The organism is Paraburkholderia silviterrae (assembly GCF_004353915.1).
GTDB lineage: Bacteria > Pseudomonadota > Gammaproteobacteria > Burkholderiales > Burkholderiaceae > Paraburkholderia > Paraburkholderia silviterrae.
Genome location: NZ_SMRP01000033.1, coordinates 21,210 through 37,731, shown reverse-complemented (window position 1 = coordinate 37,731; position 16,522 = coordinate 21,210). Strand labels below are relative to the sequence as shown.

General features: G+C 66.5%; 14 protein-coding genes. 3 read left to right on the top strand and 11 right to left on the bottom strand.

Annotation, left to right across the window (positions count from 1 at the left end; genetic code table 11):
- Positions 1-17 precede the first annotated feature (17 nt).
- A complete protein-coding gene (locus tag EYW47_RS35055) occupies positions 18-329 on the bottom strand; it encodes a recombinase-like helix-turn-helix domain-containing protein (RefSeq protein ID WP_133199395.1) in 312 nt (103 codons plus the stop codon).
- 1 nt (position 330) lies between these two features.
- Positions 331-645, bottom strand: a complete 315-nt coding sequence (locus EYW47_RS35050; protein WP_028223474.1) for a non-heme iron oxygenase ferredoxin subunit — start codon at positions 643-645, stop codon at positions 331-333.
- 443 nt (positions 646-1,088) lie between these two features.
- Between EYW47_RS35050 and EYW47_RS35045 the strand changes: the two genes are divergently transcribed.
- A complete protein-coding gene (locus EYW47_RS35045; RefSeq protein ID WP_133199394.1) occupies positions 1,089-2,162 on the top strand; it encodes a porin in 1,074 nt (357 codons plus the stop codon).
- A gap of 712 nt (positions 2,163-2,874) precedes the next feature.
- Here the strand turns inward: EYW47_RS35045 and EYW47_RS35040 are convergent.
- Together EYW47_RS35040 and EYW47_RS35035 are read right to left on the bottom strand one after the other, a co-directional pair.
- The gene (locus EYW47_RS35040) at positions 2,875-3,855 is read right to left on the bottom strand and encodes an IclR family transcriptional regulator (RefSeq protein WP_133199393.1); all 981 of its coding nucleotides are present in this window, start codon (positions 3,853-3,855) and stop codon (positions 2,875-2,877) included.
- 140 nt (positions 3,856-3,995) lie between these two features.
- Positions 3,996-5,549: a methyl-accepting chemotaxis protein gene (locus EYW47_RS35035; protein WP_133199392.1), complete on the bottom strand. Its 1,554-nt coding sequence runs from the start codon at positions 5,547-5,549 to the stop codon at positions 3,996-3,998.
- 364 nt (positions 5,550-5,913) lie between these two features.
- Here EYW47_RS35035 and sbcD point away from each other — a divergent pair, with 364 nt between their 5' ends.
- On the top strand, positions 5,914-7,188 hold the full coding sequence (gene sbcD, locus EYW47_RS35030; RefSeq protein ID WP_133199391.1) for an exonuclease subunit SbcD: 1,275 nt from the start codon (positions 5,914-5,916) through the stop codon (positions 7,186-7,188).
- The gene (locus EYW47_RS35025) at positions 7,185-10,703 is read left to right on the top strand and encodes an AAA family ATPase (protein WP_133199390.1); all 3,519 of its coding nucleotides are present in this window, start codon (positions 7,185-7,187) and stop codon (positions 10,701-10,703) included. Before sbcD ends, EYW47_RS35025 begins: the two co-directional genes overlap by 4 nt.
- Before the next feature lie 66 nt (positions 10,704-10,769).
- On the opposite strand, the gene EYW47_RS35020 is transcribed toward EYW47_RS35025, so the two are convergent.
- The 7 genes from EYW47_RS35020 to EYW47_RS34990 all read right to left on the bottom strand — a co-directional run bounded on the left by EYW47_RS35020 (position 10,770) and on the right by EYW47_RS34990 (position 16,466).
- Positions 10,770-11,414 (bottom strand): FMN-binding negative transcriptional regulator, encoded by a 645-nt coding sequence (locus EYW47_RS35020; protein WP_133199389.1) that lies wholly within the window; start codon positions 11,412-11,414, stop codon positions 10,770-10,772.
- A gap of 159 nt (positions 11,415-11,573) precedes the next feature.
- A complete protein-coding gene (locus EYW47_RS35015; RefSeq protein ID WP_133199388.1) occupies positions 11,574-12,356 on the bottom strand; it encodes a DeoR/GlpR family DNA-binding transcription regulator in 783 nt (260 codons plus the stop codon).
- Between the two features lie 247 nt (positions 12,357-12,603).
- Positions 12,604-12,921 (bottom strand): hypothetical protein, encoded by a 318-nt coding sequence (locus EYW47_RS35010; protein ID WP_205710208.1) that lies wholly within the window; start codon positions 12,919-12,921, stop codon positions 12,604-12,606.
- Positions 12,922-13,165: 244 nt separating this feature from the next.
- Positions 13,166-13,867: an ABC transporter ATP-binding protein gene (locus tag EYW47_RS35005; protein WP_133199387.1), complete on the bottom strand. Its 702-nt coding sequence runs from the start codon at positions 13,865-13,867 to the stop codon at positions 13,166-13,168.
- The gene (locus tag EYW47_RS35000; RefSeq protein WP_133199386.1) at positions 13,860-14,600 is read right to left on the bottom strand and encodes an ABC transporter ATP-binding protein; all 741 of its coding nucleotides are present in this window, start codon (positions 14,598-14,600) and stop codon (positions 13,860-13,862) included. The genes EYW47_RS35005 and EYW47_RS35000 overlap by 8 nt, the downstream gene beginning before the upstream one ends.
- Positions 14,587-15,588 (bottom strand): branched-chain amino acid ABC transporter permease, encoded by a 1,002-nt coding sequence (locus EYW47_RS34995; protein WP_133199385.1) that lies wholly within the window; start codon positions 15,586-15,588, stop codon positions 14,587-14,589. Before EYW47_RS34995 ends, EYW47_RS35000 begins: the two co-directional genes overlap by 14 nt.
- Before the next feature lie 5 nt (positions 15,589-15,593).
- Entirely contained in the window at positions 15,594-16,466 is an 873-nt protein-coding gene (locus EYW47_RS34990) for a branched-chain amino acid ABC transporter permease (protein ID WP_133199384.1), read from the bottom strand.
- Positions 16,467-16,522: the final 56 nt, after the last annotated feature.

The window sequence follows — 16,522 nt, the reverse complement described above, 5'->3', positions numbered from 1 at the left end:
TGATTCCGGACGCCGGCTCATTCGGCGAGCAGACGGAATTCGGCGCTCAGGCGCTCGGCGTTCCAGGCCGTGCCTTCCGGCGTGCGAAAGCCGATGCGGTTCAAGCCCGCCACCACTTCGTCGAGCTCGGTGGCGCCGGCTTCGAACACCTGTTCGAGCGCGTCGCCGAAATCGTTCTCGTATTGCGTGGGCTCGGCCTTGCGCGTTTGCCAGACCAGGTTTTCGGTCTGGCCCGGCTGCTCGATCACGCCCTTGCCGGCCACGTTGTTCGGTTGCGGCGCGAGCCAGGGCTTGAGCAACGGATTGAAATTCACGGGGACTTCTCGCATGTCATTCCACCTTGATCTGGATTTCTTCACCAGCGAGTCGCACCGCGTACGTCTTCAGATCGCGGCCGCCAGGCTCCTTGAGACACTTCCCGGTTGGGATATGAAACACGGCTTCGTGCAGCGGGCATTCGACGGTGTCGCCATCGACGAAGCCTTGCGTCAGCAACGCGTATGCATGAGGGCAGACGTTTTCGAGTGCGTAGAGCTCGTCGCCCACCTTGTAGATGCCGATTTCCGTGCCGTCGAGCTTGAACTCGAGCGGCGCGTCTTCGGACAGATCGCCGGCATGCCCGGCGCAGCGCCATTCTTCAGCCATTTCTCACCTTTCCCGATCAACTGTGTTCCATATAAGGAACATTAGTTTATGTATGGTCATTATAGGAACGTTCTGGCGGGGAGAAAATAAAAATCCACTGCCCCTGGGGAAAACACCGAGCGCATCTTTGAAAGGGACATGAACAACGCCATCAGGCGTGCCGACCAGGTTGCCAAAACGCTTACGGTGCAGGGACTTACGCGCGTTTCGAGCAAACCGCCGCGCGTGCGTACCTGGGGGAACTACCGTCCAAAAAAAGTATTTTGGCGTCGCGCGAGAGTCACTATACTTCCCAAAACGTTCCATACGCAGCACGTTTAACCATATATGGAACACAAAACCTGGAACGCGAGCCTCCGTTAGAAGCGCGCCGCGCAACGCCGAGGGGTTGGGTCTGCCGGACGATCACACCGGCTTTTCGTCATACGATCAGGAGTCCAAAGTTGAAACACTTCATTGCCGCGGGGTTGACGGGAATCTGCGCCGTCTCGTCTGCATGGGCGCAAAGCAGCGTCACGCTATATGGCAGTCTGGATGCGGGCGTGGCCTACATCAGCAACGTGGGCGGCCATTCGAAGTGGATGGAGGAGCAGGGCAATACGCAACCCGACCGTTGGGGCCTGCGCGGCCAGGAAGATCTGGGCGGCGGCCTCAAGGCGATCTTCACGCTCGAAAACGGTTTTTACACCAATACGGGCGCAATGGCGGTGGCCAATACGCTGTTTAACCGCCAGGCGTACGTGGGCCTCGCGTCGGACCAGTTCGGCACGCTCACGCTCGGCCATCAGACGCCGTTTTCATTCGACGTGCTCGACCCGTTCAGCACGGCGTATCTCGCGGGTAGCTGGTATGCCTTCCATCCGGGCAATATCGACGAGCTCGCGGACACGGGCGTCGTGCCCTACAACAACTCGGTAAAGTACCGCTCGCCCACCTGGTATGGCTTCACGGCGGGCGCGATACTCGGCTTCGGCAATACCACGAACTTTTCGACTGGCCGCACGATGGGCTTTTCGCTCAGTTATGCGAACGGTCCGTTCAAGGCCGGCGCCACCTGGTCGAACGAGCACGACCGCACGGTGTCGATGGTAACCACGGGCATCACCACGTTCCAGGGCCAGCCCGCGGCCACCTATCTGGCCGACAAGGTGGAGAACATGGGCATTGGCGCGTCGTATTCGTTTGGCAAAGTGCTTTTGCACGGTCTGTACACGCGCACCAAGCTGGAGTCCAACGGACATTCCAACACGTTCCAGAGCTATGATGCCGGCGCGAACTACCAGGTCACGGCGTTCAACAGCGTGGTGGGCGGCGCGGCTACATCGACGCTCGCGGGCCGCCGCTGGAGCCAGGTGATGATCGGCGACGTGTACTCGCTTTCGAAGCGCACGCAGGTCTATGTGAACGCGCTATACGAGCACGCTAACTCGAGCGCGCAGGCGGCGTTCTTCACGGCGGGCGTGTCAAGCGGACGTAATCAGGCCATCGTGCTTACTGGGATTCATCACTCGTTCTGAGTGAGTGATTTGGGGTGGGGGCTTGCGCGGTTCCCTGGGATTGGTGGGGGCTTTGGCCTTTCCTTGATTTCATGTAGGTATATGAGTGTTGCCCCTGTGCGGGGCGGCACCTACTTTTCTTTGCAGCCGCAAAGAAAAGTAGGCAAAAGAAAGCGGCTCAAACCGCCAGTGTGACGCAGTCCCCCACTGCCCTGTCAATCGGAGCGGCTCCGGGGCATCCGTCTCCTCGCACACTCCGCGTAAGTGACAAAGGGCTCATCCTTCCCGCCAAGCGCTACGCGCGGGCGGAAGGGTCTGCAAGGAAAACCTGGCGTGCTGCCCGCGAATGCGCGGTAGTACTGCCGAGCAAATACACGGGAGTCCTACGAAAACGCGTGCGCCCCACCGGTTTGGGTTATGCCCCACGGCGCGCGGAGCGCCGCCGGATGGATGAGCCCTTTGTCACTCCGGGTAACGACGCGTGGTGACAGACGCCCCGGAGCCGCTCCGATCTAAGTCGAGTGGTGTACTGCGTCACACTGGCGGTTTGAGCGGCTTTCTTTTGCCTACTTTTCTTTGCCGCTGCAAAGAAAAGTAGGTGCCGCCCCGCACAGGGGCAACGCTAATATACCGACATGAAAACAAGGAAAGGCCAACCCAAACAAACCACAACAACAACCCACACCGCGCCTCAAGGCGCACCCCAGACCATCTCACGACACCTGACACCACATCAGAGCAAGTGCGAACTACGGCTCTTCGCGGCAGGCGCTAGCGCAGCTTGAACAGCAGTAGGATCACCCACCGCGGGCCGATAATTGAGCCGCATCGACAAATCGAGCGCCGCGCCACACACGGTGGCCACGAGCGGCCCGCGCTCGCCCTCCCCGATATCCGAGCGCGGCACCGTCGCCGTAAGCGCGGCCACAATACGGCCCGACTGATCCCGCACCGGCGCGCTCACCACCGAAATGCCGGTCTCGAACGACGCTTCGCTCACCGCATAGCCCTGCTGCGCGAACTCGCGCACGCGCGCATAGAGATCGGCCACGGTCGCGGGCGTGCGCTCCGTATAGCGTTCGAGCTGCTTCTCAGGATAGAGCGCGCGCAATTCGGCAAGCATGAGATCACCCATCAACACCTGGCCGTGCACGGTGGCGTGCGCAGGCAAGCGCGTGCCCACATGGACCTTCACGGAGCTGAACATCGGCTCGCGCGTCTGCGCCTTCGCCACGAACACCACGTCGCGCTCGTCGCGAATCAGCAGATGGGTGCTCAGGCCGGTTGCGTCGCGCAGGCGCTCCAGCACCGGCGTGCCGAAGTCGGTGAGCTCGAGCGAGCTGAGGTACTCGAAGCCCAGGCGCAGCACCGCCACGCTCAGCCGGTACTGGCGGTCGCCGTTGGCGCGTTCGATGAAGCCGAGCCCTTCGAGCGTCTGCAAAAGCCGAAACGTGGTCGTGCGCGGTATGCCGATGCGCCGCGAAAGCTCGGGCGCGCCCAGCACGGGCTCGCGCGCCGAGAATTCGGCGAGGATGCGCAGGCCCCGCTCGAGGCCCGGCACGAGATAGGTGGACGTGCCCGCGCTTTCCTCGTCTGCACTGGCGCTCGCCTCACCGGAGTCGGTGTCGGGGTGCGTCTCCTCGGGTGGCAGCGCGGCGCGCTTGCCCGGCCCCGCGCTGCGGCGCGTGGTGCCTGTCGTGTTTTTTGTGGCCATTGTTGGCTTCAATCGGCTTGAGTCGGCGTGAAATTCGGCTTGGATCGGGTAGTCCCCGTCGGTCATGGGGGCAATGATAGCGCGAAGCGCGGCATCCACCCTCAGCACCCTCGCCGGCCTGGTCCACCCGCGCCGCGCCGTCAGGTCCTGAACACCGCCACTGCCGCGCTCAGGCGCCGCGCCTGATCCTCCAGCGACGCAGCCGCCGCGGCCGCCTGCTCGACGAGCGCCGCATTCTGCTGCGTGACCTGGTCCATTTGCGCAACCGCGAGATTGACCTGGTCGATGCCGGTGCTCTGCTCCTTCGCCGCTGAGGCGATCTCGTCCATGATCGTGCTCACGCGCGCAATCGCGCCGACGATCTCCTCCATCGTCGTGCCCGAGCGCTCGACGAGGCCCGCGCCGGTTTGAACGCGCGAGGTCGAGGTGTCGATGAGCGCCTTGATCTCCTTGGCCGCCGCGCCGCTGCGCTGCGCGAGCGAGCGCACTTCGCCCGCGACCACGGCGAAGCCGCGCCCCTCCTCGCCCGCGCGCGCCGCTTCCACGGCGGCGTTCAGCGCAAGAATGTTGGTCTGGAACGCGATGCCCTCGATCACGCCGACGATCTCGGCAATGCGCCGCGAGTCGTCGACGATGTGCTGCATCGTGCCCACTACCTCGCGCGCGAGCTCGCCGCCGCGCGCCGCGAGACCCGAAGCGCCGTGCGCGAGCGAGCTGGCTTCCTGCGCGTTGCCGGCCGTCTGCTTGACCGTGGAGGTGAGCTGCTCGATGCTCGCCGCCGTCTCTTCGAGCGAGGCCGCCTGTTCCTCGGTGCGTTGCGAAAGATCCGTGTTGCCGGTGGCAATCTCGCTCACGCCGGTGTCGATCGACTGCGCGCCGTCACGCACGGTGCCCACCATGTTGATGAGCGCCTCCTGCATGCGCTGCAGCGCCGCGGAAAGCCGCCCCATCTCGTTGCGCGACGCGAGCGCGACCGCCGCGCCCAGATCGCCCGAAGCAATCCGCTCGCACTGTTCGACCGCCGCGCTCACGGGATGCACGATCGCGCGTATGAGCGCCACGCGAGCAAGCCACGCGAACACGAGCGCGAGCACCATGCCCACGCCCACCGCAATGCTCACGGCCCGGAAGCGCGCCTGCGCCTCGCGATAGCGCTGCGCGCCGCGCTCGATCTGGCGTTGCTCCAGCACGAGCATGGCCTTTTCGAAGCCGTTGTAGAGCGCAGGCAGCTTGTGCGCCTGCAGTTCCTGGAATGCGTTGCGCTCGCCCGCCTTGAGCGCGGCCAGCGCGGGATCGACGCCCTCGTGCAGGAAGGTGTTGCGCTTGTCCTGCATCTGGGCGATCAGGGGGCGGTCTTCGTCGTCGCCCGAGACGATCGAGAGATAGTGATCGAGACGCTCGTTCGAGATCTTCAGGTATTGGTCGAAGCGCTTGAGCACGGCCTGGGCGCCGTCCTGGTCGCCGAGATCGACGAGCGATGCGTAAGTGGCGAGCGCGAGCCGCAGGCGCAGCAACTGGCCCGCGCTGCCTTCGAGATCGGCGACGGCCGGCGTGTCGACCGTGTACATGTCCTGCATGGCGTCGTTGCCCGCGCGCATCGACAGCAAGCCTGCCGCCGCGCCAATCACGAGCACCACGCCGAAGAAAGCGACCATCAGGGTCAGACTCGCGCGTATCGAAAGCTTGTGAAGCATGCTGGTCTCCCGGGACACAAGCGGAATCGATGGCGTATCGACGTCATGTCGATGGCCACGCGCTGGCGTCTCCTTTGCGGTATTCCCGATTCATACCGGGTCAACGGCAGGACGGCGCCAAAACTTTAGGCGTTTGCTTAAACAAGCCCCGCTCGTGAAGTCATGATTGACGCAACGCTCGACAATGGGCTGAGTCGGCGGCGATCGAGGCCATTGCAGGGACGGCCGCTGGCCCCCGTGCTCGCGGGACGCAAGGCCCCCGGGCGCCGCCTGCACTACAATCCTCCACTTGCGCCCGTTTTGTGCTTCATTTTCGCGCCGCATTCGCGCGGGCCGCCTCCACAACGAACTCCGCCTGACCCCCATGCGCCTCCTCCACACCTCAGACTGGCATCTGGGCCAGAACTTCATGGGCAAGAGCCGCCAGGCCGAGCATCAGCAGCTCATCGACTGGCTCGTGGCCCAGCTCGACGCGCACGCCGTCGATGCCGTCCTGATCGCCGGCGACATCTTCGACACCGGCACGCCGCCCAGCTACGCGCGCGAGCTCTATAGCCAGCTCGTCGTGAGACTGCACGCGGCCGGCGTGGCGCTGCTGCTGCTAGGCGGCAATCACGACTCGGTGGCGACGCTGCGCGAAAGCAGCGCGTTGGTGGAGCAGCTTTGCGCACGCGTCGTTCCGGCCGCCGATGCGCCTGAGCATCAGGTGCGCGTGTTGCCGCTGCGTTCGAACCGCAACGCGAATGGCGAAGCGAACCAAAGCGGCGGCGCGGGCGCGGCGCCCGGTTGCGTGGTCTGCGCCGTGCCCTTCATTCGCGCGCGCGACGTCATGCAAAGCGAATACGGCCAGAGCGCCGAGCAAAAGCAGCAATCGCTGCAACTCGCGATCCAGGCCTACTATCAGGCCGTCCATGCTGCGGCGGAAGATCAGCGCAGAACGTTGAGCGCGCAACTAGGCCGCAACGTGCCGCTCATCGCCACGGGCCATCTCACCACGGTGGGCGCGAGCGCGAGCGAATCGGTGCGCGAGATCTACGTGGGCGCGCTCGACGCGTTCCCCACCAGTGCGTTCCCGAGCGTGGACTATCTCGCGCTCGGGCATATCCACAGGCCCCAGAAGGTGGGTGGCCTCGAGCATATCCGCTATAGCGGCTCGCCCATCGCGCTGAGCTTCGACGAAGCCACCCAGCAAAAAGAGGTCTTGCTCGTCGATCTGGGCGAAGCGGGCCTCGAGGCCGTGACGCCCCTGCCGGTGCCGGTGTTTCAGCCGCTCGTCGCGCTCAAGGGCAACCTGAAATCGCTGCCCGACGCGTTCGCGCAAGCCGCGCGCGATGCCACACCGGAGCGGCCCGTCTGGCTCGAAGTGACGGTGGCCGAAGACGACTATCTGGCCGACCTCCCCGCGCGCATCCAGACGATGACCGAGGGCCTGCCGCTCGAAGTGCTGCGCATTCGCCGCGAGCGCGGCACTGCCGTGGCGCAGCTATCGGGCGACGCGGGCGTCACGCTCGACGAGCTCGATCCGCTCGACGTGTTCGCGCGCCGTCTCGCACACGAAACCCTCGATGACGACGTGCGCGATGCCCTCACCGAGCGCTACAAGCGCGTGCTCGCCGCCACCGTGGAGGGCGAAGCATGAAGATCCGCAGCCTGCGCCTGAAGAACCTGAACTCGCTCAAGGGCGAGTGGCATATCGACTTCACGAAGCCGCCGTTCGCCGAGAACGGCCTGTTCGCCATCACCGGGCCCACGGGGGCCGGCAAGTCCACGCTGCTCGACGCGATCTGCCTCGCGCTCTATCACGAGACGCCGCGCCTGAAGACGGTTTCCGCGTCGGCGAACGAGATCATGACGCGCCATACCGCCGACTGTCTCGCGGAAGTGGTCTTCGAAGTGAAGGGCGCAGTCTATCGCGCATTCTGGAGCCAGCGCCGTGCGCGCGACAAGGCCGACGGCGCGTTGCAGGCGCCGCGCGTGGAACTGGCGAGCGTGGCACCCGAAGGCGGCGGCGATACGATCCTCACGACGCATATCAACGAGAAGCTCAAGCGCGTGACGGAAATCACGCGGCTCGATTTCCCGCGCTTCACGCGCTCGATGCTGCTTGCGCAGGGCGGCTTCGCGGCGTTTCTCAACGCCACCGCGAACGACCGCGCGGAATTGCTCGAAGAGCTCACCGGCACCGAGATCTACGGCGAAATCTCGCGCAAGGTCTTCGAGCGCGCCGGTGAGGCGCGCGAAGCGCTCAAGCAGTTGCGCGCCAGGGCGGAGGGCATGGAGCTGCTGAGCGCCGGGCAGCGCGAGGCGATGGAGCTGGAGATCGGCACGCTCACGGGCCAGCTCAACGCGCTCGCCACACAGACGAAAACGCTGCAAGCTCAGCGCCAATGGCGCCGCGACCTGGCGCAGACCGAAGCCGACGCGCAGTCGGCGCAAGTGCGCCTTGCCGCGGCAACCGGCGCGCTGGAAGCCGCCGCGCCCGAGCTCGCGCGCCTCGCGGCAAGCGAGCCTGCAGAAACACTGCGCCCGGCGTATCAAACCGTGCAGCAGACGGAAGCGGCCTGCCGGCAATCCGGCGCGGACCTCGCTGCATTGCGCCGTGACCGCACGGAGCGACTCGCCGCGCAGCGGCGCGAGTACGGCTCGACCGCCGCGCTAGCCGCAGGGATCGCGCGCGAAGCGCTGGCGCAACTCGCGAAGCTCGAGGATCAAAAGCGGCAACTCGATGACTTTTGCAGTGCCAATCAAAATCTCGCGCAGCTCGGCGAGCGGATTGGTGCGTGGCGTCAGCAGTTCGAGCAGCGCCGCCGCACGCAGGCCGATTTAGCCGCACGCGAGAAGCAGCGCGCCGATCTGGCGCAGCAGGAGAACGAACGGCGCGCGCAACGCGAACGGCACGCCGCGACGCTCGCCGAAGCGCAACGCGCTAAAGCCGAATCCGACGCGGGCCTGCAAACGCTGCAATCCGCACAGGAGCAGCGCCTCGCCGGCCAGACGCTCGTGCAACTGCGCAACGCCTGGCAAGCCGGCCAAACGGCGTTCAGCCGCTGGCAGCAACTGGAAACGGTGGCCGTGCGACGCCGCACGCTCGCCGAAGAAGAGCGTGTGCTCGCGGCCAATCTGGCGCGCGTGGAGCAAGACATCGGCGCGCAGGACGAAGCGCTCAAGTCGCTGCAGCAGGAACACGCGCAATGTCAGGCCCGCACGCACGACAAGCAAAAGTTGCTCGAACAGGAACAGGTCATTCGCAGCCTCGCGCAACACCGCGAGCAGTTGCGGCCCGGCGAGGCATGCCCGCTCTGCGGCGCGCACGAGCATCCCGCCATCGAGGCATATCGCGCGCTCGACGTCTCGGCCACGCAAGCCGCGCTGCAAGCGGTCCGCGCCGAATTGCAGGCGTTGGAGCAACGTGTGCGCGGGGCCGCGGAGGCGTTGTCGGCGCTACGCGCCACGCAGGGTCAGCAGCGTGCACAGCTCGAACGGCTCGCCGCGCGCGCCGCCCAGGGCCGCGCAGAATGGGATGCGCTTGTCGCGGCGCTGCCATCGCAATCGGCCATCGATGAAACCGGCTGGCAACGTGCCGAGGCGCTCGAAGCGGCGCGCGAAGCTGCCGCGCAGACCGCGCAGCAGGTCAAGCAGCATCTGGACGCCGCCGAAGAGGCGGAGCAAGCGCTCGCACGGGCACGCGAGGCGAACGGCCGTTGCTCGGACGCGCTGCAAGCCGCGCGTGCTCAGGCCGCATTGCTGGAGCAGTCGCTCGATGGCATGCAGGAGCGGCTTGCCGAGATCGCCCGTGAGCGCGACACGCTGCAAGCCGCCCTCGAACATGAGGCAGCGGCCTTGCTCGAATCGGTGCGCGCAGGCGGCTACGCACTCGACGCCGTACCCGAGGACAGCGCCGCATGGCTGCAGGCGCGCGACACGCAATGGCGCACGTGGCAAGACACGCAACGCCGCCTGCAAACGCTCGAGCAGGCGCTCGTGCGCCAGCGCGGGCAAGGTGACGCCGCACAGGCGCAGATGCAGGCGTGGCGCGAGCGTTGCAGGGGCATCGGCATCGAAACTTCGAAGTCAGTACCAGCTGACCCGGCGCGCGGCCACCAGATAGCCTCTCTGTTCGACGATATCGATCACGATGACGAAGGCAGCGAACCCGCCTCGCCGGAAGCCTTCGAAGCCGGTGTCGCGCGCGCCGAGGCGCTGACACACGAACTGGCCACGCTCGACGGCCAGCTCACGCATCTCGAGCGCACGCTCGCGCAACAGCGCACCGCGCTCGACGAAGCCACGCAAACGTGGCAAGCGGCGCTCACCAGCAGCCCCTTCGCCGATCAGGCCGCCTTCCTCGCCGCGCTCTTGCCCGCCGAGACGCGCAAGCAGCTCCAGACGCTCAAGCAGCAGCGCGAGCAGGAACAGCAGACGGCGAGCGCACTGCTGCAAGGCGTGCGCGAAAAACTCGTGCGCCTGCAGGAGCAAGCACTGACCGGGGCGACCCTCGACACACTCGAAGCCCAGCTCGAAACGCTGGAGAAAGAAAGCGCCGCGCTCAACGAGCGGCTCGGCCACCAGCGCGGGCTGCTCACGCGCGACGCGCAGCAGCGCGAGAGCCAGCGCGCCTTGTTCGAGCAGATCGAAACGCAAACCCACGATGCCGATCTCTGGCAACGGCTCGACGCGCTGATCGGCTCCGCGAAGGGCGACAAATTCCGCCGCTTCGCGCAAGGCCTCACGCTCGACCATCTGCTTGCGCTCGCGAACCGTCACCTCGACCGCCTGCACGCGCGCTATCGCCTGCGCCGCAAATCGACGGGCGAGCTCGAACTGGAGATCGTCGACGGCTGGCAAGCGGACGCCACGCGCGACACGCGCACGCTCTCGGGCGGCGAGAGCTTCCTCGTGAGCCTCGCGCTGGCGCTCGCGCTTTCGGATCTGGTGAGCCACAAGACCTCGATCGATTCGCTATTCCTCGACGAGGGCTTCGGCACGCTCGATGGCGATACGCTGGAAATCGCGCTCGATGCGCTCGACACGCTCAACGCGAGCGGCAAGATGATTGGCGTGATCAGCCACGTCGACAGTCTCAAGGAACGCATCGCCACGCAAATCCGCGTGGAAAAGGGTGGCGGGATCGGTCATTCGCGGCTGGTGATCTAGCGGCGCTGGGCGCGCGGCGCATAGCGTGTCGGGCGTGGTGCCCCCAGCGCAGCCGCCGCCTGCGTATCAGCCCTGCTCCGCCTTGCGCGCGGCAATCTCGAGCATCTGCTCGCCAAGGTCGTCCCGGCCGCGCGCCACGAGCGCGTCGCCCGCGCCGTGTATGTCGCGCGCTTCCTTGTTCTGGCTGAGCTTGCGCTTGCCCACGAGGCGTGTGATCTCGATCTCCAGTCCGACGATCGCCTTGAGCATGGTGTCGAGATAGTCCTGGGGCGCGTCGCCCATCTTCCAGGGCTTGGGCTCGTTCGCCTCGTGCGTGCGCGTGAGGCGGGCCACCACGCCGCGCACGAATTTTTCGTCGTCGCGGATACGGATGCGCCCATGCGCATGCACGACCACATAATTCCAGGTGGGCACCTGGCGGTGGGTTTCGTGCTTGCTCGGATACCAGGTGGGCGAAATATAGGCGTCGCCGGCGCGGAAGATGGCGAGCACTTCGTCGCCGTCGGCCACGTCCTGCCAGAGCGGATTCGCGCGCGCGACGTGGGCGTGCAGCGTGCCCAGTGCGCCGTCATTGGCAAGGAGTTCGAATGGAATGTGATTGGCGTCCAGCCCGCTTGCACCGTGCGTGACGAGCGTGCCGAACGGATGCTGCACGATGAGCGCGTGCAGGACTTCGGTGTTGGACTCGTCGAAATGGGCTGGGACGTACATGGCGGCTCCGCGGTTGGGCGGCGCTAATGGCTTTAGGGCCGCGCGCCTGTGACAATGATCCCGCTATTGTCGCGCCAAAGCGGCGCGGGCTGTAGAGCCAGCGTCGGGGCTTGGCGGGGAACCAGCGGGCGGCGCCTCGAGCGGCGCCGCTTGCCATGCTCAACGCGGGGCCACCTCCCCCGCCAGCTCCACCACCACTTGCGGCAGCGCACGAAACGGTGCGAGCGCATCTTCGCTCGCGCTCGCAGCGGTAATCAGACGCCAGTCGCGCTCGATGGGCGTCCAGTGCTGCTGACGCGCGCGGCCGAGCTTGTCGGCGTCCGCCAGCACGATGAGCTGCGCCGCGCGGCGGATCATGCAGTCCTTGAGCGAGGCCTGCGGCGCGCTCGCTTCGCACAGGCCGAAGCCCGCGACCACGCCATCGGCGCCCAAAAAGGCCTTGTCCACGCTCACGCGCGTGAGCAGCAACTCGGCCAGCGGCCCGATCGTGCTCATGCTCGATCTGCGCAAGTCGCCGCCGAGCAGCGTGACGTGCACGCCCGGCGCATTCGCGAGCGTCGTCACGGCCAGCAGATTATTGGTGAGCACATGCAGGTCGTTGCGCACGGCCAGGTGACGCGCCAGCGCCGCGCAGGTCGTGCCGCCGTCGAGCATGACCGTGTCGCCGTCGTGCACGTGAGCGGCGGCCGCGAGCGCAATGGTCTCCTTCTGCTCGCGCTGCGCCGCCTTGCGCTCTTCGAGCGAGGCCTCGGGCTCGTGCACGCCCACCAGCGCCGTCGCGCCGCCATAGGTGCGCACGAGCCGGCGCTGCTTGTGCAGCACCGCCAGATCGCGGCGGATGGTGGCCTCCGATACGCCCAGCGCCTCCGTCAACTGCTCGACGTTGGCCTCGCGCGTCTGCACGAGGTCGAGAATGACACGTTGGCGCTCGGATGCTTTCATTGCAAAGGGGGCAGCGGCATGGACAGGCGGGCGCCGGCTCGCATGCGTGCGGCGCCCGAGAATTCGGCGATCTTACACGAACGCGCCCGCCTGACCGCGAAGCCGCATGCGAGCGCCGCCGCGCAGCCGGCGGGAAGCAAGTGGGAAGCGCCGCCCGGGTTCGTCGATGGCGTGGCGCACGCACGCGCCTCGGCGCAATGACTCCGGGGAGCGCCCTGCGTGCGGCACGCGGCGCGGAACGGGCCAGCTACAACGCGGGAACGCCCCGCCGCGCGGCAGCCACGGGCACACCAGGGCCGCCCTGCCCGTCGAGCTGGCCACGCTCGAGCATCGCGAACAGCCTGGTCACGCGCTGGCGTTGCGTGGCCACGAGGTCGTAAGTCTGCTCGAGCACGCGCAAGCGCTTCTTCCAGTAATCGGCGTCGATCCCGCGCGGCGAATGAGCGCCTTGCGCGCGGGTCACGTATTGGACCATGCGCTCGACGTGGTCGAGTTCGGTGTCCGCAAGGCTGGCCGGCAGCAGGCTGCCGGCGTTCGGTCTCTGTGGCTGCTGTTTGGAGCGCATTTTTTTGCCTGTGGTCGTAGGGTTCCGGCGCCCGGGAAGAGCCGTCCGGAGCATCGTCGCCGCGGGTCGATCTGTCCCCCGGACCCGCTTCGCGATGCGCGAGGTGTTCCCCGGCCGCCCCTCGTTCGGCAAAGTCCCGAACGCGGCCGATCGCCCTCGTTACCCTATGACAATACCCGGGCTTGTCCGGCAGGCTTGACCGTGCGTCTCAGTTTCGCGCCCCAACCCTGGCCCAGCCACACCCTCACCGCGCAAAGTACATATCGTGCAGCGCCTCCACCTCCACCTCCCTCGCGCGCGCCGCGAACGTGACCTTGCCGCCCTGCATGAGATAGACCTGGTCGGCCAGACGCAGCGCCATATGGGTGTTCTGCTCGACCAGCACGATCGTGCGGCCGGCCGCCTTCAGCCGCTCGAGAATCGCGAACACTTCCTGCACCATCACGGGCGCGAGCCCGAGCGAGGGCTCGTCGATCAACATCAGTTGCGGCGCGGACATGAGCCCGCGTCCGAGCGCGAGCATTTGCGCCTGGCCGCCCGAGAGCGTGCCCGCCGGCAGCGCGCGGCGCTCCTTGAGCAGCGGAAAGAGCGCGTAGACCTCTTCGAGCTGCCGGGCGGCCCCGGCGCGGCGCGTCTTCGCGAACGCGCCCAGCAAGAGGTTCTCCTCGATCGACATGTCACGGAAGATCATGCGGCCCTCGGGCACCATCGCAATGCCGCGCTGCGCCATGTCCCACGTCGGCACGCCTGCGAGCGGCGTTCCTTCGAAGGCGATCTGGCCGCGCTCGAGCGGCACGAGCCCCATGATGGCGCGCAGCAGCGTGGTCTTGCCCGCGCCGTTCGGGCCCACGATGGTGGTCACCTCGCCGCTCGCCACGTTCAGCGTCACGTCCCACAGCACGTTGATCGCGCCATAGCCCGCGCGCACGTTGTTGATCTCAAGCATGGGCCGCCTCCCCCGTATAGCTGCGCACCACTTCCGGATCGCGGAACACCTCGGCCGGCGGCCCATCGGCGATCAGCTTGCCGAAGTTGAGCACGGCCACGCGGCGGCACAGGCTCATCACCGTTTCGATATCGTGCTCGATGATCAGGATGCCTACGTTATAGCGCTCGTGCACGTCGATGAGCGTCTTCATGAAGCGCCGCTTGGTTGCGGTCTCGAGGCCGCCCAGCACTTCGTCTAGCAGGAGCAGCCTGGGTCCCGTCGCCAGCGCCTTCGCCACTTCGAGCGCCTTGAGCTCCGTGAGCGCCAGCTCGGTGGCCGCGTTGCGCTGCGCCTTGCCGGCGAGCCCCAGAAACTCGAGGATTTCGTCGATGCGGGCTTCGTCCACGCGGCCCGCGCCGAAGCGCTGCGAGACCACGAGGTTCTCGCGCACCGTGAGTTCGTGCATCGGTTGCGGCACCTGGAAGGTGCGCCCGATGCCCAGACGCGCGCGCCGGTACAGCGGCGTCTTGAGCAGGTCCACGCCCTCGAAGCGGATCGACCCGCTGGTGGGACGCACGAGCCCCGAGACTGCATTGAAGAGCGTGGTCTTGCCCGCGCCGTTCGGACCGACGAGGCCCACCACGTCGTGCGTGCCAAGCGCGAGCGAGACGCCGCTCACCGCCGTGATGCCGCCAAAGCGGATCGACACGTCCTGCAACTGCAGTTCGGCGTTCGACTCAGCCTGCTGCATAGACACCTCGCCGGGTACGTTTGAGGCGCAGCGCGGTCAGGCCCGCGGGACTCACGATGATCATCGCCACGAGCAGCATGCCTAGCACGATCTGATGGCCGGTAGGCAAGAGGCTCTTGAGCACCAGCTGATCGATCAGATACACCGATACCGCGCCCACCAGCGGTCCGAGTATGGTGCGATAGCCGCCGCAGATCGCCGCGATGATGGGCACCACGGCCCAGCTCGCGTTGAACGCGTAGTCGGGTTCGAGAAAGTTGATGTAGTGCGCGTTGAAGGCGCCCACGAGGCCCGTCATGAGCGCGGAGAGCATCAGCATCGCAAGCTTGAGGATGACGCTGTTCACGCCCACCACGCGTGTGGCGTCCTCCGACTCGTGCATCGCGCGCAGCGCGAGCCCTACGTGCGAGCCACGCAGCTTTGCATAGACCGCGGCGAAAATAATGACCATCGTGAGGATCACCAGGTAACCACCGCTCTTGCTGCCGAAGTCGAATCCCGCCACCTTCGGCAGTGAGGGAATGCTGGAAAGGCCGCTCGCACCGCCCGTGAGACCCGACCATTCGGTCGCGACAATGCGGAAGATCTGCGCATAGGCGAGAATCGCCAGCGCGAAGTACGGCCCCTTCAGGCGCAGCGCGGGCGCCATGGCGAACGAGGCGAGCGCCGCGCCCACGCCGCCCGCGGCGATCGCGGGAAACACGGGCCAGCCCGCCTTCAGCGTGAGCAGCGCGGAAATGTACGAGCCCACGCCGAAGAACGCGCTGTGCCCGAAGCTCACCATGCCGCCCAGGTTGCCGAGCAGAGCCCACGCGAGCGCGATGCCCGCGATCGTGAGCGAGGCCACGGCGAGGCTCATCAGATAGAGGTTCTGGCCGAGCGCGAGCGGCACGGCCACATAGAGCACGGCCAGCGTGACGGCCAGCGCCGCCAGACGCGAGGCGGGCCGTGCGCAACGGCCCGCTTGCGGATTGAAAAGCGTCGTCATCGGCCTTACCCCCTTCGCTTCGCCACGCCGAACAGGCCGTTGGGCAGCACATACAGCACGATCAGGAACAGCAGCATGCCGGCAAGCTCCTGCAATGCGGAGCTCGCGAGCGTGACGGTCAGCGCCTCGGTAATGCCCAGCAGCATCGCGCCCGCCAGCACGCCCGGAATCGAGCCCACGCCCGCAAGCACGGTGATGATGAACGCCTTCACGGTGAGCGCCTCGCCTATCGAGGGCTGCACGGCGCTCGACGCGTAGATCGACACGCCCGCGCACGAGGCCAGCACGCCCGCCACGATGAACGAGACCAGCTCGGTCTTGCGCGGGTCGATGCCCATGAGGCGCGCGGCGTCGCGGTTGCTCGAGATCGCGCGCACGGCGCGCCCGTACCACGAACGCGAGAGCCACCACCAGAGCGCCAGCATCAACACGACGCTGATGCCGAACGACAGCACTTCGCTGCGCATGGAAAGCAGATTGCCGAGCATCACGCTGTCTTGCAGCCAGGCGTTGCCGGTCGAGCGCACGTCGGCGCCCCAGCCCAGCAATACGCCGTTGGTCAGCACGATGCCGATGCCGTAGGTGAGGATCAGCGAGTTCAGCTCGCGGTCGCTCTTGATGCGGCTCACCAGATACCACGCGGCCGCGGCCGCCACGCAAACCACCGGAATGGCCACGGGAATCGCGAACACGGGGTTCAGGCCCAGGCGCGTCTCGAACGTATAGGCGATATAGGCCGCCAGCAGCACGAGCTCGCCATGGGCGAGGTTGATGATGCGCATCGAGCCGAACACGAGCGCGAGCCCGAGCGCGACGAGTGCATACGCACCGCCCACGAGCACGCCCGAATACAGCGATTGCAATACGAGTTCGGTCATCGCGACCTCCTCTTCCAGAACGACGATTTCGGCGCAAGCAACACATGCGATGAACG